Origin of the sequence: Rhizobium ruizarguesonis, assembly GCF_017357285.1 — a bacterium.
GTDB lineage: Bacteria > Pseudomonadota > Alphaproteobacteria > Rhizobiales > Rhizobiaceae > Rhizobium > Rhizobium ruizarguesonis.
The window spans coordinates 742,931-760,663 of record NZ_CP071678.1; the positions used below are offsets into that span (position 1 = coordinate 742,931).

Annotated in this window: 16 protein-coding genes, 1 tRNA gene and 1 pseudogene; 13 read left to right on the forward strand and 5 right to left on the reverse strand. The window is 62.2% G+C overall.

The window, feature by feature from the left end:
• Positions 1-80: 80 nt before the first annotated feature.
• The 4 genes from J3P73_RS03590 to J3P73_RS03605 all read left to right on the forward strand — a co-directional run bounded on the left by J3P73_RS03590 (position 81) and on the right by J3P73_RS03605 (position 5,758).
• Entirely contained in the window at positions 81-1,247 is a 1,167-nt protein-coding gene (locus tag J3P73_RS03590; protein WP_130690769.1) for a pyridoxal phosphate-dependent aminotransferase, read from the forward strand.
• Positions 1,248-1,467: 220 nt separating this feature from the next.
• Positions 1,468-2,502, forward strand: a complete 1,035-nt coding sequence (gene galE, locus J3P73_RS03595; RefSeq protein ID WP_130690771.1) for a UDP-glucose 4-epimerase GalE — start codon at positions 1,468-1,470, stop codon at positions 2,500-2,502.
• 146 nt (positions 2,503-2,648) lie between these two features.
• Positions 2,649-4,610 (forward strand): putative bifunctional diguanylate cyclase/phosphodiesterase, encoded by a 1,962-nt coding sequence (locus tag J3P73_RS03600; RefSeq protein ID WP_130690773.1) that lies wholly within the window; start codon positions 2,649-2,651, stop codon positions 4,608-4,610.
• A gap of 83 nt (positions 4,611-4,693) precedes the next feature.
• The gene (locus J3P73_RS03605; RefSeq protein WP_130690775.1) at positions 4,694-5,758 is read left to right on the forward strand and encodes an enoyl-CoA hydratase/isomerase family protein; all 1,065 of its coding nucleotides are present in this window, start codon (positions 4,694-4,696) and stop codon (positions 5,756-5,758) included.
• An 11-nt stretch (positions 5,759-5,769) separates the two neighbouring features.
• On the opposite strand, the gene J3P73_RS03610 is transcribed toward J3P73_RS03605, so the two are convergent.
• Together J3P73_RS03610 and J3P73_RS03615 are read right to left on the reverse strand one after the other, a co-directional pair.
• On the reverse strand, positions 5,770-7,827 hold the full coding sequence (locus tag J3P73_RS03610; RefSeq protein WP_130773931.1) for an ATP-dependent helicase: 2,058 nt from the start codon (positions 7,825-7,827) through the stop codon (positions 5,770-5,772).
• Positions 7,828-7,934: 107 nt separating this feature from the next.
• Positions 7,935-8,201 carry a PQQ-binding-like beta-propeller repeat protein gene (locus J3P73_RS03615; protein WP_026237233.1) on the reverse strand — a complete coding sequence of 89 codons (267 nt, stop codon included), beginning with the start codon at positions 8,199-8,201 and terminating at the stop codon, positions 7,935-7,937.
• 168 nt (positions 8,202-8,369) lie between these two features.
• Between J3P73_RS03615 and J3P73_RS03620 the strand changes: the two genes are divergently transcribed.
• Complete coding sequence (locus J3P73_RS03620) at positions 8,370-8,630, forward strand: BON domain-containing protein (protein WP_130690779.1); 261 nt, start codon at positions 8,370-8,372, stop codon at positions 8,628-8,630.
• Between the two features lie 125 nt (positions 8,631-8,755).
• A complete protein-coding gene (locus J3P73_RS03625; RefSeq protein ID WP_024320995.1) occupies positions 8,756-9,019 on the forward strand; it encodes a hypothetical protein in 264 nt (87 codons plus the stop codon).
• 238 nt (positions 9,020-9,257) lie between these two features.
• Here the strand turns inward: J3P73_RS03625 and J3P73_RS03630 are convergent, their stop codons facing one another.
• A complete protein-coding gene (locus J3P73_RS03630) occupies positions 9,258-9,500 on the reverse strand; it encodes a DUF982 domain-containing protein (RefSeq protein WP_017990228.1) in 243 nt (80 codons plus the stop codon).
• Between the two features lie 750 nt (positions 9,501-10,250).
• Between J3P73_RS03630 and J3P73_RS03635 the strand changes: the two genes are divergently transcribed.
• Positions 10,251-11,363, forward strand: a complete 1,113-nt coding sequence (locus tag J3P73_RS03635; protein WP_207579773.1) for an IS4 family transposase — start codon at positions 10,251-10,253, stop codon at positions 11,361-11,363.
• A 307-nt stretch (positions 11,364-11,670) separates the two neighbouring features.
• On the opposite strand, the pseudogene J3P73_RS03640 reads toward J3P73_RS03635, so the two are convergent.
• Positions 11,671-12,596: pseudogene (locus tag J3P73_RS03640) on the reverse strand (IS110 family RNA-guided transposase).
• Positions 12,597-12,960: 364 nt separating this feature from the next.
• Positions 12,961-13,035, reverse strand: a tRNA-Thr gene (locus tag J3P73_RS03645).
• Positions 13,036-13,186: 151 nt separating this feature from the next.
• On the opposite strand from J3P73_RS03645, the gene J3P73_RS03650 reads away from it, so the two are divergent.
• The 6 genes from J3P73_RS03650 to J3P73_RS03675 all read left to right on the forward strand — a co-directional run bounded on the left by J3P73_RS03650 (position 13,187) and on the right by J3P73_RS03675 (position 17,650).
• Positions 13,187-13,381 carry a hypothetical protein gene (locus tag J3P73_RS03650; protein WP_003556333.1) on the forward strand — a complete coding sequence of 65 codons (195 nt, stop codon included), beginning with the start codon at positions 13,187-13,189 and terminating at the stop codon, positions 13,379-13,381.
• 107 nt (positions 13,382-13,488) lie between these two features.
• Positions 13,489-14,781 (forward strand): UDP-N-acetylglucosamine 1-carboxyvinyltransferase, encoded by a 1,293-nt coding sequence (gene murA / locus J3P73_RS03655; protein ID WP_130685901.1) that lies wholly within the window; start codon positions 13,489-13,491, stop codon positions 14,779-14,781.
• A gap of 124 nt (positions 14,782-14,905) precedes the next feature.
• Positions 14,906-15,337: a DUF2948 family protein gene (locus J3P73_RS03660; protein ID WP_018486320.1), complete on the forward strand. Its 432-nt coding sequence runs from the start codon at positions 14,906-14,908 to the stop codon at positions 15,335-15,337.
• Between the two features lie 54 nt (positions 15,338-15,391).
• On the forward strand, positions 15,392-16,690 hold the full coding sequence (gene hisD / locus J3P73_RS03665) for a histidinol dehydrogenase (RefSeq protein ID WP_130719622.1): 1,299 nt from the start codon (positions 15,392-15,394) through the stop codon (positions 16,688-16,690).
• A 4-nt stretch (positions 16,691-16,694) separates the two neighbouring features.
• On the forward strand, positions 16,695-17,168 hold the full coding sequence (locus J3P73_RS03670) for a UPF0262 family protein (protein WP_018072486.1): 474 nt from the start codon (positions 16,695-16,697) through the stop codon (positions 17,166-17,168).
• Positions 17,165-17,650 carry an arsenate-mycothiol transferase ArsC gene (locus tag J3P73_RS03675; protein ID WP_018072487.1) on the forward strand — a complete coding sequence of 162 codons (486 nt, stop codon included), beginning with the start codon at positions 17,165-17,167 and terminating at the stop codon, positions 17,648-17,650. The genes J3P73_RS03670 and J3P73_RS03675 overlap by 4 nt, the downstream gene beginning before the upstream one ends.
• Positions 17,651-17,733 lie beyond the last annotated feature (83 nt).

A 17,733-nucleotide genomic window follows, 5' to 3' on the forward strand; every position in this document is an offset into this window, starting at 1 on the left:
CGAAAATCGATAAGCCATCACTGGATGTCATGGGATTTGCCGGTACAAATCCGCTATGAAGGCGGAAACCGGAGATATGCATGTCGATCGTCAGCAGCCTTAGCCCGCGCGCAGTAGCGGCGCCCGAAAGCGGGATCGTCGAAGTCGTCAATTACGCCCGTGGCCGCGAGGGTCTGCTGCCGCTCTGGGTGGGCGAGGGCGATCTGGCGACGCCCGATTTCATCAGCCGGGCGGCGATGGACGCGCTTGCCGCCGGCGAGACCTTCTACACCTGGCAGCGCGGCATTCCGGCGCTTCGCCAGGCGCTTTCGGATTATTACACCAGACATTTCGGAATCCGGCTTCCGGTCGAGCATTTCTACGTCACCGGCTCCGGCATGCAGGCGATCCAGATCGCCGTGCAGGCGCTGACCTCGCCGGGTGACGAACTGGTTTACCTCTCGCCTTCCTGGCCGAACATCGCCGCCGCTCTCGAAATATCCGGTGCGCGCTCCGTTGGTGTCGAGCTGCAGTTCGAAGGTGGTAAATGGGCGGTCGATCTGAACCGCATCGAAACCGCGATCACGCCGAAGACCAAGGGCATCTTCATCAACACGCCGTCGAACCCGACCGGCTGGACGGCAACGAAGCAGGATCTTGGCGATATCCTGGCGCTCGCCCGCCGGCACGATCTCTGGATCATGGCGGATGAAATCTACGCCCGCTACTACTTTGCCGGCGGCCGCGCGCCCTCTTTCCTCGACGTGATGGAAGAGGGCGACAAGGTCATCTTCGTCAATTCCTTCTCGAAGAACTGGTCGATGACCGGCTGGCGCGTCGGCTGGATTGTAGCACCCCCTGAGATGGGCCAGGTGCTCGAAAACCTCATCCAGTATTCGACATCGGGCGTGGCGCAGTTCATGCAGAAGGGCGCCGTCGCAGCCCTTGATCACGGCGACGATTTCGTCGCTGCCAATATCGCCAAGGCGGCCCGCTCCCGCGATATCCTCTGCGATGCGCTTGTCGCCACCAACCGCGTCGAGACGCTGAAGCCGGACGGCGCGATCTACGCCTTCCTGAAGATCGACGGCGTCGCTGACAGCCGCAGGGCAGCGCTCGACATCGTCGACAAGACAGGCGTCGGCCTCGCTCCCGGAACGGCCTTCGGCCGAGGCGGCGAACTCTTCCTGCGCGCCTGCTTCCTGCGCGACCCCGCGCAGGTGGCGACCGCGGCCGGGCGTCTCTGCGATTATATCCTCAAGCTCTGAGAAGCGCTGGCCGCAAGAGATATCGTGGCGTCGGCCAAGTCGATTTTGTGCCGGAATCGCCGGATCGATAAAACTCTAGCAAAGCCCGAAATCGGCCTCTAACCACGACTCCAAACATACCCGTTCAAAGGCCTTCCAATGGCCGTTCGATAAGAAAATTGGAAAGAAAAACCGGCGCCTGATGCCCCTGCTTATAAAAACGAAAGCAGGGACGCGGGACATGGCGGTTTTGGTGACGGGCGGGGCCGGGTATATCGGCAGTCACATGGTTTGGGCGCTGCTCGATGCGGGTGAGGATGTGGTCGTGCTCGACCGTCTCTCCACGGGCTTTCGCTGGGCCGTGGCGCCGGCGGCGCGTTTTTATCTCGGCGACATTGCCGATCCCGACATATTGAAAAAGGTCTTCATCGAAAACGACATCGAGGCGATCATCCATTTCGCCGGCTCCGCCGTCGTCCCGGTCTCGGTCGCAGATCCGCTTTCCTATTACGACAACAATTCCGGCAAGACCCGGGCGCTGCTGAGCGCTTCGGTCAAGGCCGGTATCCGCAACTTCGTCTTCTCTTCGACGGCGGCCGTCTACGGTCAGCAAAAGACCGACCTGCCGGTGAAGGAGACGGCCCCTCTCAATCCGGAAAATCCTTACGGCCAGTCGAAGCTGATGACCGAATTCATGCTGCGCGACGCCGCCGCCGCCTATGATTTCAACTATGTCGCGCTTCGCTACTTCAACGTCGCCGGCGCCGACCCGCATCATCGCGCCGGCCAGTCGACTTCAGGCGCCACGCACCTCATCAAGGTCGCCTGCGAGGCAGCACTCGGCAGGCGCGACAGCGTCAATGTCTACGGCATCGATTATCCCACCCATGACGGCACCGGCGTTCGCGACTACATCCATGTCAGCGATCTCACGGATGCGCATCTGAAAGCGCTGCAGCACCTGCGCAGGGACAAGGGTTCGCTCGTTGCCAATTGCGGTTATGGCAGCGGCTATTCGGTGCTCGACGTGCTGAACATGGTCACCCGCCTGTACGGGCATTCCTTCAAGATCCACATGGCGCCGCGGCGCGCCGGCGATTCGGCAAGCGTCGTCGCAGATGCTTCGCTCGCCCGCCAGGTGCTCGACTGGAAGCCCAGATACGATTCGCTGGAAACCATCGTCCAGAGCTCGCTCGATTGGGAACTGTTCCTGTCGAACAAGAGCGTCGACGACCTGCATAGCATCCACCGGGCACTGGCTGCCGCTTCTTTCTAGAGCACGTCCAGCAAAAGTGCGCAGCGCTTCAGGCGCCTGATGCAATAGCCTGTTTATCATCCCCGCGGCTGCGGGGCCGCATGCCGTGACGTGAATAAGGAAAATCAAGCTTTGTCTGGCTGGCTCTGGCCAACGGAAAAGAGACGATGAAGAACTTTCTGGCCTCATTGCAGCTGCAAAAAGACAATCCGACGCTTCTGCTGGCGCAGTTCCGGGCCCTGTCGTCGCAGATCCCCATTCTCTATGTCCTGCTGATCATCAACGCCCTTGCAGTGGCGATCACCCACCTCAAATCCGCCCCCCTTTGGCTCTCGCTCTACATTCCTGTGACCTTGAGCGTCGTCTGCGTCTTCCGTCTCTGCTGGTGGGAGATCAGGGGCAAGGAAGATGTGACCGCCGAGCGGGCCTACAGGCTGATGAAGCTCACGATGGCAGGCGCCGGTATCCTGACCGTCGCTTTCGGCGGCTGGGCGATTGCGCTTTACCAGTATGGCGATGCCTCCCAGCAGGGCCAGATCGCCTATTTCCTCGTTGTCACCGGCATTTCCTGCATCTTTTGCCTGATGCATCTGCCGATGGCGGCGGCGCTGACCACGGTCATCACTTTCTCGGCCATGGTCGCGACCTTCATGTTTTCGGGCAATCCCGTTTTCGTCGCGACTGCCGTCAGCGGTCTCTTCCTGATCCTGCCCTTCCTCCGGGTGATCAACAGCTATTTCCAGAATTTCGTCGGTCTCGTGCAATTGACCGAGGAACTGAAGCAGAAGCAGGCGGAAGCCGAGGAGCTGAACCTCGTCAACAGCCGCAACGCCCTGCATGACCAGCTGACCGGCCTTGCCAATCGCCGCAGCTTCTTTCTCTCGCTGGAAAAACGGCTGCAGAAAGATCCGTCCTCGCCGCCCGTCCTCGGCATTCTCGATCTCGATGGCTTCAAGCCGGTCAACGATGTCTTCGGCCATGCCGCCGGCGATCTCGTGCTCAAGGAGACCGCCCGCCGCTTCGTCGCGCTGGTCGGCGAAGAGGGCATCGTCTCCCGTCTCGGCGGTGATGAGTTCGGTATCATCTTTCCCTGCTCAATGACACGCCAGGCGATCGCCGATCTCGGCCAGGCGCTCTGTGCTGCCGTCCGCGACCCTTTCGAAATCCCCGACGGCTCGGTCCGCGTCTTCGGCTCCTGCGGCATAGTCTATCCCGATATCGGCGCATACACCGCCGAGGATCTCTACGAGAAGGCGGATTTCGCCCTCTACCAGGTCAAGAGCAAGCGCAGCAGCGGCGTCGAATTCTTCTCGGCCGACCACGAGAAGATCCTGACGCAGCGCCACCTGATCGAACTCGAACTGCAGGCGAACGATTTCGCCAAGGAATTGAAACTCGATTATCAGCCGATCGTCGAATTGAGGAGCGGCCGCGTCGTCGCTTACGAGGCGCTTGCCCGCTGGGACAGCGCCCGCTTCGGCCGCATCAGTCCAGACGCCTTCATCCCGGCTGCTGAGCGCACGGCCGTCATCGGCCGCATGACGCGCATCCTTTTCGCCAAGGCGCTCGAAGCGCTGGCGATCATTCCACGGCATCTCAGGCTGTCCTTCAATCTCTCGGCGCGCGATATCTGCGACCACGAAACCTCGATGGCGCTGCTTGCCATGATCACCCGCTCCGGCATCGATCCCAGGCGCATCGAATTCGAGATCACCGAGACGGCGCTGCTTTCCGATTTCGACACCGCCGACCAGGTGATATCAATGCTGCGCGCTGCCGGCATCTCGATCGCGCTTGATGATTTCGGCACCGGCTATTCGAGCCTCAGCCATATTCATCGTCTCGCCTTCGACAAGCTGAAGATCGACAAGTCCTTCGTGATGAATTTCGATCGCGACGCCCGTTGCATGAACATCACCCGCTCGGTCGCCAATCTCTGCCAGAATCTCGGCATCGCCTCCGTCGCCGAAGGCGTCGAAAGCGAAGAGATCGCCGAGGGATTGAAGGCGATGGGCGTTCGTCTGGCGCAGGGCTATCATTTCTCGCGGCCGCTGCCGCTGGAACTTGCCATCGATTACGCTGCCCGGTGCGAGGCCGAAGCCTCCGCCCGCAATTCGCTGTCTGCCTGACCGATCAATCTCGATCCGCCGTAAATCGACTGGAGCGATGCCGCGGGGTCGTCTATTCATGGTCGCAACAGACGAGGTGAACCATGCAGGACGGCGAACGGCCAGACGAAGTCATCATTGAACGGCGAGGGACTGCAGGCGTCATCCGGCTCAACCGGCCGCGGGCGCTGAACAGCCTGACGCTGCCGATGATCGGTGCGATCACTGCGGCCCTTCACGATTTTGCCGATGACCCCGAGGTGGTGAGCGTCGTGGCGACGGGAGTGGGCGAACGCGGCTTCTGTGCCGGCGGCGATATCCGCGCCCTGCATGAGAGCGCCCGCGCCGGCGATGGCCTGGCGGCAAGCTTCTGGCGCGAGGAATTCCGCCTCAACCATCTGATTGCCGCCTATCCCAAACCCTATGTCGCGCTGATGGACGGCATCACCATGGGCGGCGGCGTCGGCCTGTCGTCGCACGGCCGCCACCGCATCGTCACCGAGCGCACGCGGCTGGCCATGCCCGAAACCGGCATCGGCTATGTCCCGGATGTCGGCGCCACCTGGCTGCTGCCACGTGCGCCGGGTGAGGCCGGAACATGGCTCGGTCTCACAGGGCTCGATATTGGTGCGGCCGATGCGATCCACGCTGGGCTTGCCGACCGTCAGATCGCGTCGTCGCGGCTCGGCGAGGTGATCGATGCTCTCTCGGGCCTGCCGCGCGGCAGTTCATCCGGCGATGTCGATGCCGTGCTGCAGGCGCTTTCGGAGCCTCAGGGAGAAGGCCGGCTCAAGCAGAACGCGGCGATGGTCGATCGCGCATTTCGGTTCGACAGCGTCGAGGAGATCCTGGCAGCACTCGCCGAGGAGGAGGGCGAATTCGCCGTCGAGACGCGCCGGGTGCTGCTGACGCGTTCACCGACCAGCCTGAAGCTCGCTTTGCGGCTGCTGAGAGCCGGCCGCCGCAGCGCCTCGCTTGCCGAATGCCTCGGCCGTGAACTCGGCGCCTGTCTGCAGATGCTTGATAATCCCGATTTCTTCGAGGGCATCCGCGCTGCCGTCATCGACAAGGACCGCAACCCGAAATGGTCGCCGGCGTCAGTCGAGGCTGTGGAGTCCGCAAGGGTCGAGCATTTCCTGAAACCGGCCGAGCCGCCGCTTTCACTCTAAACTCGATCCGGTTATCGCCACATGCCGCGCATGCGGGCGCCGACATCGATGCGCACCTGTCGCGCCTGCGCTTGAGCGGCCTCCGATTTCCCCTGCGGCCAGCTGCAGGCTTCGAAGAACTGCAGCAGGGTCGCGGGAATGAAGCGGCTGCGTGAGGCATAGACATGCCGGTCGCCCTGTGAGTTCTGCCCGTAGGTGAAGAAGCGTTGCGGCACGACGAGGTCGAGACCATCCCTGGCGCGCGTCATCGCGACATAGAACAGCCGGCGTTCCTCCTCGATTTCGGCGGTGGTGCCGACAGCGAGATCGTTCGGGATGCAGCCGTCGACGACGTTCAGCATGAACACCTTCGTCCATTCCTGGCCCTTGGCGGAATGGATGGTGGAAAGGATGAGATAGTCCTCGTCGAGAAGCGGCACGCCCGCCTGGTCGCTGGTCGCATCCGGCGGATCGAGGGTGAGTTCGGTCAGAAAGCGCTCGCGCGAGGCGTAACCGCTGCCGATCTGCTCGAGCTGCAGCAGATCGGCCTGCCGCGTCGTTGCGTCCTCATGAAGCCGTTCCAGATGCGGCGCGTACCATTGCCGTGCCAGGCCGATTTCCGCCGGCCAGCCGGCCTTGCCCGACTTCAACTCCTGCAGCATGGCAACGAAATCAGTCCAGTCCTCGCCGGAGCGCGGCGGCGCCGGCATGGCGGCAAGAGCAGAGATCGGGCTGGCATCCTCGGCCATCAGGTCGAGCGCCTTTTGCGCCGTGGACGGCCCGACACCCGGCAGGATCTGCATCAGCCGGAAGCCCGCCACCCGGTCGCGCGGGTTCTGCGCGAAGCGAAGGACGGCCAGCATGTCCTTCACATGCGCGCTGTCGAGAAACTTCAGCCCGCCGAACTTGACGAAGGGAATATTGCGCCGGGTCAGCTCGACCTCCAGCGGCCCGCTGTGATGCGAGGTGCGGAAGAGCACGGCTTGCTGCTTGAGCGTGAGGCCTTCCTCGCGATTGTCGAGCACCATGTCGGTGATATACCGCGCCTGCTCGGCCTCGTCGCGCACCGTGACCAGGCGCGGCCGCTCGGATGATTGCCGCTCGGTCCAGAGGTTCTTGGTGAAGCGCTCCGAGGCGAGATCGATGACGGCGTTGGCGGCGGCGAGGATCGGCTGCGTCGAGCGGTAGTTGCGGTCGAGCGTGACGATATTGGCGGCCGGGCTGAAGGCGGCGGGAAAATCGAGGATGTTGCGCACCGTCGCGGCACGGAAGGAATAGATCGACTGCGCATCGTCGCCGACCACGGTCAGCCCCTGGCCTTGGGGTTTCAGCGCCAGCAGGATCGAGGCCTGCAGCCGGTTGGTGTCCTGATATTCGTCGACCAGCACATGGTCGAAGCGGCTGCCGATATCCTCGGCAATGACAGTCTCGCCGACCATCTGCGCCCAGTAGAGCAGCAGATCGTCGTAGTCGAGCACGTTCTGGCTCTGCTTGGCCTCGACATAACTGGCGAAAAGTTCGCGCAGCTGTTTCTCCCACGTCGCGCACCAGGGAAAGACGTCGCGCAACACGAGGTCGAGCGCGGTTTCCGAATTCACCGCCCTGGAATAGATGGCAAGGCAGGTGCCCTTTGTCGGAAAGCGGCTTTCCGTCTTGGAGAAGCCGAGGTCGTGCCGGATGAGGTTCATCAGATCGGCGCTGTCTTCGCGGTCGTGGATGGTGAAATCGGGATCAAGGCCGATCTGCTGGGCATAATCGCGCAACAGCCGCGCGCCGATGCCGTGAAAGGTGCCGGACCAGGAAAGCGCATCCGCCATGACGCCGGCATTCGAACCCAGCACATCGCGGCAGATGCGCTCGACGCGTCGCGCCATCTCGGCGGCTGCCCGGCGCGAAAAGGTCATCAAAAGGATGCGGCGGGGATCGGCGCCTTTGACGATGAGATGGGCGACCCGATGCGCCAAGGTATTCGTCTTGCCGGAGCCGGCGCCGGCAATGACCAGCAGCGGCCCGGCAATATGGGTGCCGTCGATGAGCGTGCCGTGCTCGACGGCCATGCGCTGCTGCGGATTGAGCTTTTCGAGATACATCCAGCCGTCCGGTCGGGCTCCCGCAGAATCACTGGGGAAAGATTAGATGTTCCTTGAATGTTCGCGATTGCCGTCCCTGTCAAGCGATCTGGCGCGCGCGCAACATCTCAGTCGGGAAAATCCGGGCCGATCTCGCGCCGTACCAGCTTCAGGCTGCGGTCGGGCTGAAGGATATAGGTTTCCTCCACGCGCTGGCCCGTCCCGTTGTAGAACTGGTTGTAGACGGCGCTGCCGACCGGCGATTTGGTGAGCTTCGTTCGCGGCTGGCCGCCATAGGTAATGCTGCCGGGAATGGGTTCCAGCGCCGGCGTATCGGCCGAGGAGCAGCCGGCAAGCAATGCCCCGGCAAACAAGGCGGGCAGAAGCGCTTTCATCGTCGTCATCCTTCTCAGACTGCCGCCAGATATGGAAACCGCGGCGTCTTTCGCCAAGGCCGTCCATGCCAGGGTCCACAGGAATCGCTCTCGAATAGCCGGGCATGCGCAACGAAATGCTTTGCCGCGGCGTTAACCGATATCAACTGACATCAGGAGACGGTCACTGTGCTCGGCTTTCCAGCATTCACGGACCATGGGGAATCCGGCCGGCAGGATCACAGCGACGCGGCAACGCGCGCCTCGGTGGAGAGTGCCCTTCATGCGGCCGGCGATATCGAAGTGGCGGAAATCAGCGTCAGCATGGCGGGCTCCTATGTCATCCTGGAAGGTTTCGTGCGCCGGCGGGGTGATGTCGAGCGGGCGATCGAGATTGCCGAGGGCGTCGTCGGCCGAGGCTATGTGCGCAGCCGGCTGCTGCGACGCTAATGCATGTCGCGCAAAACTGTGCAGCGGTTTTGGAACAGCCGCGCGCTCATGTCTTTCTGTTGGACGAGGGAACCAAAATGCTCCCCTGCGTGTTGAAAGGCCGGACCTAAACGCTGGAGACTCTCATGCAGTTGCTTCCTCGCCTCTGGGCAACGACCTTGATAGTGGGTTGCGGTGTCTTTGCCGGCTCCGCCCATGCCTCGCTGGAAACTGGCACGAATTATTCCGCTTTGCCGAAGGACCAGATCGCCCTCAACGAATATACCGGGACCGTGGCCTGCACGCCGGCAGAGCCTCAGTATTTGCCATCCTTCATCCGCGCATCGGATGGCACGATCATCGGTGTCGGTTATATCGAGGTGGAGAGTGAGGGCGGCGCGGACTGCTGAGGCGTCCGCTTTGCTCGGACGAGGCTCGCCTGCGTTTCCGCAGAGGTGACGAGCCTCTAACCATCATCATGATGGCTGGTCGTCTTCTATGGATGCACCTGTACCAGGCGCAACGCCCTTTGCACCGAAACCCGGCACGCACTTGTTGCAGGGTTAAGCTAAAATTAATGCATTGTCCCGTCCCGGAACGCTTGCGCGCCCAGAAGGCGAAAACCGCCCGAAATTCCTTGCCGAACTGCTAATGCAGCTTCAGCTTCGCCTCTTCGGCTGCCGCCAGAAACTCGGCTCTTGCTTCTTCCACGCTCTTGCGCCCGTCGAGCGCTGCCCGGCAGGTACTACGGGCCTTGATATAACGAAGCCCGCGCATACTCGGCCAGAGATCCGCCAGACACTTCAGCGCATCGAACGGCCCATTGACCGTTCGCGCATCGGCATCTTCGAAACCAACCTTGACCGGGCTGTTCCATCTTTCAGTTGCCATCGACGCTCCTCCACGATTTTCGACAGAAACGAGCGCAGCGCCTCTCATTCCTCCGGGGAGACGCCGCCATGATCGCCATTCTAGCGTGATTTTCACGGTCAACAATGGTGAATCGTTGGTTGCTGATGAGGCGAAATGTCAGATTGCGGGTGAGGTGCCTGCGCACGCACGCCAAGAGGAATTTTTATCGGTCGCAAATAAGTTGTATAGCGCCGGCGCGCTGCCATCGCTACCATGTTCGGCAAGCTGAGGGCTCGACATGCGGTTAGATCGACAATTGATCCAGGCTGCTTTTCTCTGCGGGGCGCTGGCAATGCCGGCCCTCGCCGGCGGCACGGCGCCGTCTGCTGAAGACGCTTTCTTCGCGCGTCTCTCCATCGAGGCCATCCCAAGACTGCAGCGGGAATATTTACGGGCGACCCTGCCTCGGCACGGTGAAGGGACGGCGATCGACCTCACTTCCCGTTTCATGTCGGAGAATGCGCCTCGTTGGTATATCGAAGGCATTGATGATGGAGTGTCCCCGCGACCCCACGCGCCGATTCCAGGCGAAGAAATGGTGGTAACCGGAGAACTGTTCGAACTGTGGCAGTTATCCCCGTTCATACCTTATCATCTCGAAGTAAGCGAGCTTCCCGATTGCGCTGCGTGGCTATCCGGTTCATGCGGATGGCTGCCCCTCACCCTAACCCTCATATGCGCTAGGTTTAGCCCTGGACATAAGGAATCTGGTTGTGATTCAAGCTTTGGATGAAGATTCGTCCTGAGATTTTGGATCATTGGCCGGAAGTGCGCGAGCGGCTTCCGGCGGATTTTGACTTGGAAGCAACGGCGCGGTTGCGTGGTGCTTTTACGCGGGTGCGGGAAATCAAGAATGCCGAGACGCTGTTGCGGCTGGCGCTTGCCTATGGCGGCCTTGGCATGTCGCTACGCGAGACCTGTGCATGGGCCGAAGTGGGCGGAATCGCCCGTTTGTCAGACCCATCGCTGCTCGAGCGGCTGTGCAAAGCGGCGCCTTGGCTTGGCGACATCTTGGCCGCGCTGATTGCCGAACAGGCCAAAGCGCCGGCGGGGCGCTTCGCGGGGTATCGCTTGCGTGTGCTCGATGGAACGTCGATCTGCCATCCGGGCGCTGACCGCACGACATGGCGGTTGCATGTCGGCTACGACCTGGCAACGGCTCAGGTCGATCAGCTTGAGTTGACCGACATCCATGGTGGCGAAAACCTTCAGCGCCTTACCTACGCACCCGGCGATATTGTGCTGGCCGATCGCTACTATGCAAGGCCGCGCGACCTGCGGCCGGTGATCGACGCCGGTGCGGACTTCATCGTGCGGACCGGCTGGAACTCGTTGCGCCTGTTGCAGACGAATGGCGAGCCCTTTGATCTGTTTGCCGCGCTCGCCGCTCAGCAAGAGCAGGAAGGCGAGGTGCAGGTTCGTGTCCACGAAGGCATGACGGGGACGCCGCCGCCACTGGTCCTGCGCCTCATTGTCCGGCGCAAGGATCCGCAACAGGCCCAAGCCGAGCAGGAGCGTCTACTCAAGGACGCCCGCAAGCGCGGCAAAAAGCCCGATCCGCGCAGTCTCGAGGCGGCGAAGTACATTCTGCTGCTGACCTCGCTGCCGACCGCCACCTTTGCACCGGCCGACATCCTCACCCTCTATCGCTTCCGCTGGCAAATCGAGCTGGCGTTCAAACGGTTCAAGAGCCTGGCCGGCCTCGACAGCTTGCCGGCCAAGAAGCCTGAACTGGCCCGGGCATGGCTCTACGCCAGACTGATCGTTGCCATCATCGCCGAACAGATTGCCGGGCAAGTCCCGGACTCTCCCCCCTCTGGATGCGGCTACCCCACGGGCTAGCCCATCGCGCTGGCGTCTCATGAAGATAGCCCTGGCCACCATTTGCGCCGCCATCCGCGGACCACTTCTGTGGCAGGCCGTCTGTAATCTCTTCACACGAAGTCGTCGCCACCTCTGCGAGCCGCCGCGACGACGCCGAAAACAATGCGACGATCTCCGCGCCCGCCTAACCTAGCGCATATGACCCTAACCCTCTCCCCGTAAAAACGGGGCGAGGGGACGTGCCCTGCGAGAGGTGAGCGGGAGACGGAGAGGCTGCGGCATATCCCCTTCGCCCCGTTTACGGGGAGAGCGACTGTCTTGTTTGTCAAGCGGTTTGCCATGGTCGTCCGTCCCTGATGATGGCGTTGAGGATGGTGAGTAGCTTGCGCATGGTTGCGACGATGGCGACGATCTTGGGCTTGCCGGCCGCGACCAGCCGGTCGCGGAAGGCCTTGAGGTCAGGGTTGTATCGGCTGGCGACGAGGGCGGCCATGAATAGGACGGCGCGCACCTTGCCGCGGCCGCCGCCGATGAAGCTCTTGCCTTTCCATTTTCCCGACTGCCGCGTCCATGGGGCAAGACCAGCCAACGAGGCGATCTGGCGCCGGTCGAGGCTGCCGAGCTCCGGCAGTTCGGCCAGCAGCGTGCGCGCTGTCGTCGCTCCGACACCCGGCACCGAGGTCAACAGCGCCTCGCGCACCCGCCAGACCGGCGACTTGCGGATGTGGCTGTCGAGATATCGAGGCTTTCGAGCTCGCGCCGCAAGGCTTTCAGCAAGCGCTTGATGCTTTTCTGCGCCTGCTTTGCCAGCGCCATGCGCAACCGGTTCTCCTCGGCCACGACCATCTGCACGATCTGGCGCCGGCGGGCCACAAGCTCGGAAAGCGCCTGTGTCTCGGCATCGCGCAACGGCCGGATCTCGGGCTTCGTCGCCAAAACGAAGGCGGCGATGACGGCGGCATCGATCGGATCGGTCTTGGCCCTGCGGCCGATCGCATGGGCATAGGCGCGCACTTGCGCCGGATTGACGACGAGCACCGTCAATCCGGCTGCGGACAGTCCGGCAACCGCCAGCATCTCGAAGCCGCCGGTCGCTTCCAGCGCAATTGCATCAACACCGATGCCTTTGAGCCGCTCGACCAGTTCATCGATGCCGGCATGGTCGTTGCCGACGGCAAAGACCTCTTCTTGCGGCAGGATCGCAACATCCAGGCGCTCTTTCGAAACGTCGATCCCAACAACAATCTCCATCTGATCCCATCCTTGCCTAATCGGGCTTTGCTTTCGCAAGCGGCCCTGGCGACTGTTCGGGTTCAATGGAACGGCGGACGGAGACCCAGGCTCTCCCACGGGGCTTGGTGTCCCAAAGGTGCATCGGTCTTCCATCCGCCACCGCAAGAGGCATTACAGCGCCAGGAGCGGGTAAAGGGAAGTTACAAAGGTGGCGGCAGCCGGATGAGGGGCTGGTCTCGCCGATCTACTAAGTCGGAATGTTGCGTGTGACGTTAAATAACGCCCTCCGCCCAGTCCACACTTTTACAGCAGCGAACTGTTGTCCAGTTGTCGCCCGCCTCGCTGAGGGAGAAAAGTGATTTCCCGATATCTAAGAGAAAACTGGTGCTGCCGAGTGGGATTGAACCACCGACCTCACCCTTACCAAGGGTGTGCTCTACCACTGAGCTACGGCAGCAGGACCAGACCGCGCGAGCCGTGTGGCTCAATCGCGAGAACGGGGGGCTATTGCCACAGCTTGGCGGCCAGCGCAAGCCGCAAATTCCAACTTCGCGTCGATTGGGATGAAGGGACTTTTGGATTGGCGCGAATTCAGCTAATCCTGTCGCATGAATGAAAAGACCGAAACCGGCCAGCAGAGCCGCAAACAGGCGATCGAAGCGCAGGCGAAATTGCGCCGCGAGCGCGCCGCCGAAAAGCTCAGGGAAAATCTGGGGCGACGCAAACAGCAGGTCCGCGCCCGCCGTTCGGGCCAGGCCGACGAAACAAATGGGCTGCCCGCCGCAAAAATGGACGAATCGTAATGTTCCGTCCGTCACGAATTGAAGCGTGTCGAGAAATCCCCTAAACACCTCACTCCTTATTCCAAGGCAGAACTTTCAGGAAAGGCGGGCTCGGCCCGTAAGCGCACATGGATCGTATCAGAATCGTCGGCGGTAATGAGCTGAATGGCATCATTCCGATTTCCGGCGCCAAGAATGCCGCACTGCCGCTGATGATCGCCTCGCTTCTGACCAGCGATACGCTGACGCTCGAAAACGTGCCGCATCTGGCCGATGTCGAACTGCTGATGCGCATCCTCGGCAATCACGGTGTCGATGTCGCCGTCAACGGCCGCCGCGAGCGCCAGGAAGACGCCTATTCGCGCACGATCCATTTCACCTGCCGCACCATCGTCGATACCACCGCATCTTATGAATTGGTTTCGAAGATGCGCGCCTCCTTCTGGGTCATCGGCCCGTTGCTGGCGCGCGAAGGCCATTGCCGCGTTTCGCTGCCGGGCGGCTGTGCCATCGGCACGCGCCCCGTCGATCTCTTCATCGAAGGCCTGACGGCGCTCGGCGCCACCATGGAAATCGATGCCGGTTATATCAACGCCAAGGCGCCCGCCGGCGGCCTGATCGGCGCACGCTACACCTTCCCGAAGGTCTCCGTCGGCGCCACCCATGTGATGATGATGGCGGCAACGCTTGCCCGCGGCACGACGGTGATCGGCAATGCCGCCCGCGAGCCTGAGGTCGCCGATCTCGCCAACTGCCTGAACGCCATGGGCGCCAAGATATCGGGCGCGGGTACAGCGACGATCACTATCGAAGGCGTCACCTCGCTCTCCGGCGCCCGTCACCGCGTCCTTCCGGATCGCATCGAGACCGGCACCTATGCCATGGCTGTCGCCATGGCCGGCGGCGACGTCGTGCTCGAAAATACCGATGTGGCGCTGCTCGAGACCGCAGTGGAAACGCTGCGCCGCGCCGGCGCGGAAATCTCGTCGACCAACAACGGCATGCGCATCAAGCGCAACGGCGCCGGCATCAGGCCGGTCGATATCGTCACCGATCCCTTCCCGGGTTTCCCCACAGATCTGCAGGCGCAGTTCATGGCGCTGATGACCCGTTCTTCCGGCGTCTCGCATGTCACCGAGACCATCTTCGAAAACCGTTTCATGCATGTGCAGGAGCTTGCCCGCCTCGGCGCCAGGATCTCGCTGTCCGGCCAGACGGCGAAGATCGAGGGTGTCCAACGCCTGCGCGGCGCGCCTGTTATGGCGACCGACCTGCGCGCCTCCGTTTCGCTCGTCATCGCCGGCCTTGCCGCCGAGGGCGAAACCACGGTCTCCCGCGTCTATCACCTCGACCGCGGTTTCGAGCGGCTCGAGGAGAAGCTGACCCGCTGCGGCGCCATCGTCGAGCGTATCAGCGAATGAGGGGAGGGTGCTAAGGCGCCCTTTATCCTGGTTGCGTAATTGGCCGCAGCGCCTTATTTCCCTTGTCTGACGCATCGCCATTCCGGCGGTGCCCGGCACCGGCCGGCAGTGGGATTGAGCCTGAATGACTGATCTGAAGCTTGTTGCGCTCGATGACGAAGACCTTGCGATCATTTCCGCGCATATGCAGGACAGCGTCTTCAAGGTCGGCGACATCGACTGGTCGCCGCGCGACGCGCAGTTCGCGCTTGCCGTCAATCGTTTCGTCTGGGAAGGTGCCGAGCGCAAGCGCAGGGGTTTCGAGCGCCGCCGTGCTGCCCTGGTCTTCAAACGCGCGCTTGCCGTCCGCTCGCTCGGCATCGACCGTCAGAAACGGGACGAGGTGCTGTCGCTGCTGGCGTTGCGCTTCGAGAAGAAGGGCGAGGGGCCGGAGGGCACGATCGAACTGTCGCTGTCTGGCACGGCCTCGATTGCGCTCGATGTCGAATGCATCGAGGTCCAGCTGGCCGATATCGGCGGTGCCTGGGAGGCTTCCTCGAAGCCTCGCCACCGCTGACATGACGCCGGAAATTTGAACATCGCAGTTTCGAGTTGAGAAGGAATATCGGCCTTGGCAATCTGGCTGGATCAGGCATCGGAAGGTTTCGAGCAGCATTTTGCCGCCTTTCTGACGACGAAGCGTGAAGTCTCCGAGGATGTGAACGTGGTCGTTCGCGCCATCATTGATGACGTGCGCGCCCGCGGCGATGTCGCGCTTGCCGAATATTCGCTGAAATTCGACGGCATCGATTACGCCACCGTCCCGATGCGTGTCACGCCTCAAGAGATCGACGCCGCCGTCGAGGCGGTGCCTTCGGAAGTGCTGGGCGCGCTGAAGCTCGCGGCACTGCGCATCGAATCCCATCATCGCCGTCAGCTGCCGAAGGACGATATCTACGAGGACGACCTCGGTGTCGGTCTCGGCTCGCGCTGGACGCCGATCGAAGCAGTCGGGCTCTATGTTCCGGGCGGCACCGCGAGTTATCCGAGCTCGGTGCTGATGAATGCCGTGCCGGCCAAGGTCGCCGGCGTCGATCGCATCGTCATCGCCGTTCCTGCCACCGGCGGCGCCGTCAATCCGGCGGTGCTTGCCGCCGCCAAGCTCGTCGGCGTCACGGAGATTTACCGTGTCGGCGGCGCCCAGGCGATCGCGGCTCTTGCCTACGGCACCGAGACGATCGCCCCGGTCGCCAAGATCACCGGCCCCGGCAATGCCTATGTCGCTGCCGCCAAGCGCCATGTCTTCGGCACCGTCGGCATCGATATGATCGCCGGCCCCTCCGAAGTGCTTGTCATTGCAGACAAGGACAATAATCCGGATTGGATCGCCGCCGACCTCTTGGCGCAGGCCGAGCACGACGTCAGCTCCCAGGCGATCCTGATCACCGACGATGCCGCATTCGGCAAGGCGGTGGAGCAGGCGGTCGAACGCCAGCTGAAGACGCTGAACCGGGCTGAGACGGCGGCAGCAAGCTGGCGCGATTTCGGCGCGGTCATCCTCGTTTCCGATCTGAAACAGGCCATTCCGCTGGCAAACCGTATCGCTGCCGAGCATCTGGAGCTCGCCGTCGTCGATCCGGACCGGCTGCTCGACGGCATCCGCAATGCCGGCGCGATCTTCATGGGCGCCCATACGCCTGAGGTCATCGGCGATTATGTCGGCGGTTCGAACCATGTTCTGCCGACGGCGCGTTCGGCGCGCTTCTCATCCGGCCTTTCGGTGCTCGATTTCGTCAAGCGCACCTCGATCCTGCGCCTTGGGCCCCAGCAGCTCCGCACCCTTGGCCCGGCGGCGATCGCCCTTGCCGTTTCCGAAGGCCTCGATGCCCATGCGCGATCGGTCGCGATCCGCCTCAACCTCGAAAGGTGAGGGCATGGCGAAGGGCGAATTCCGGCTTTGCGACGTCGTCCTTGACGATACGATCGGCCGTTCGACGCCCGATGTCGAGCATGAACGCGCGGTCGCCATCTTCGATCTGATCGAGGAGAACAAGTTCGAGCCGCTCGGCCATGTCGGCGGACCTTACCGGCTGAACATCTCGCTGGTCGATTCGAAACTGGTTTTTGCCATCACCACCGAAGAGGGCGGCGGCGTCGCCACCCATATCCTGTCGCTCACGCCCTTCCGGCGGATCGTCAAGGATTACTTCATGATCTGCGAGAGCTATTACGAAGCGATCCGTTCGTCGACGCCGAGCCGCATCGAGGCGATCGATATGGGCCGGCGCGGCATCCACAATGAAGGCTCGCAGACGCTGAAGGATAGGCTGGCCGGCAAGATAGAGGTCGATTTCGATACCGCCCGGCGCCTTTTCACGCTGGTCTGCGTGCTCTACTGGCGCGGATGACGGCAATGGAGCGCGCCGCCGATGTCGAGGAGGGAAAGCGGCCAGGCGCCATCCTCTTCATGTGCGGGATGAATGCCATCCGCTCGCCGATAGCCGAAGCGATCGCCCGTAGCATTCTGCCGGCCAACACCTATATCAGGTCTGCTGGCGTTCGCGCCGGCGAGCGCGATCCCTTCGTGGATGCCGTGCTCGATGAAATCGGGCTTTCCCTCGGGCGCCGCCAGCCGCAGACGCTGGAAGAACTCGAGGACGATTACTTCGATCTGATCATCACGCTGTCACCGCAGGCCCATCATGCAGCACTTGAGCTGACCCGGTCGAATGCGGTCGATGTCGTCTACTGGCCGACCATGGATCCGACGGTTGCAATCGGAACGCGCGAGCAGATTCTGGAGAGCTATCGCGAGGTCCGCGATCATCTGGCCGGCCTCATCGAAAGCCGGCTACTCAAACGAAATGGTATTGCCGCGCAATCGGCATGAAAACAAATAAAGGAAAGGCCGTTCAACAAGGTTCACAAACCTGCGTTGATTGTGTAGTTTCCGCCCAAATTTTAAAGGCGCGC

Coding starts and splice junctions, on each gene's coding strand:
- J3P73_RS03630 (WP_017990228.1), bottom strand. CDS start 9,500: ATGGCAACTGAAAGATGGAACAGCCCGGTCAAGGTTGGTTTCGAAGAT.
- J3P73_RS03600 (WP_130690773.1), top strand. CDS start 2,649: ATGAAGAACTTTCTGGCCTCATTGCAGCTGCAAAAAGACAATCCGACG.
- J3P73_RS03625 (WP_024320995.1), top strand. CDS start 8,756: ATGCAGTTGCTTCCTCGCCTCTGGGCAACGACCTTGATAGTGGGTTGC.
- murA (WP_130685901.1), top strand. CDS start 13,489: ATGGATCGTATCAGAATCGTCGGCGGTAATGAGCTGAATGGCATCATT.
- galE (WP_130690771.1), top strand. CDS start 1,468: ATGGCGGTTTTGGTGACGGGCGGGGCCGGGTATATCGGCAGTCACATG.
- J3P73_RS03635 (WP_207579773.1), top strand. CDS start 10,251: ATGAAGATTCGTCCTGAGATTTTGGATCATTGGCCGGAAGTGCGCGAG.
- J3P73_RS03675 (WP_018072487.1), top strand. CDS start 17,165: ATGACGGCAATGGAGCGCGCCGCCGATGTCGAGGAGGGAAAGCGGCCA.
- J3P73_RS03615 (WP_026237233.1), bottom strand. CDS start 8,201: ATGAAAGCGCTTCTGCCCGCCTTGTTTGCCGGGGCATTGCTTGCCGGC.
- J3P73_RS03660 (WP_018486320.1), top strand. CDS start 14,906: ATGACTGATCTGAAGCTTGTTGCGCTCGATGACGAAGACCTTGCGATC.
- J3P73_RS03590 (WP_130690769.1), top strand. CDS start 81: ATGTCGATCGTCAGCAGCCTTAGCCCGCGCGCAGTAGCGGCGCCCGAA.
- J3P73_RS03605 (WP_130690775.1), top strand. CDS start 4,694: ATGCAGGACGGCGAACGGCCAGACGAAGTCATCATTGAACGGCGAGGG.
- J3P73_RS03670 (WP_018072486.1), top strand. CDS start 16,695: ATGGCGAAGGGCGAATTCCGGCTTTGCGACGTCGTCCTTGACGATACG.
- J3P73_RS03650 (WP_003556333.1), top strand. CDS start 13,187: ATGAATGAAAAGACCGAAACCGGCCAGCAGAGCCGCAAACAGGCGATC.
- J3P73_RS03610 (WP_130773931.1), bottom strand. CDS start 7,827: ATGTATCTCGAAAAGCTCAATCCGCAGCAGCGCATGGCCGTCGAGCAC.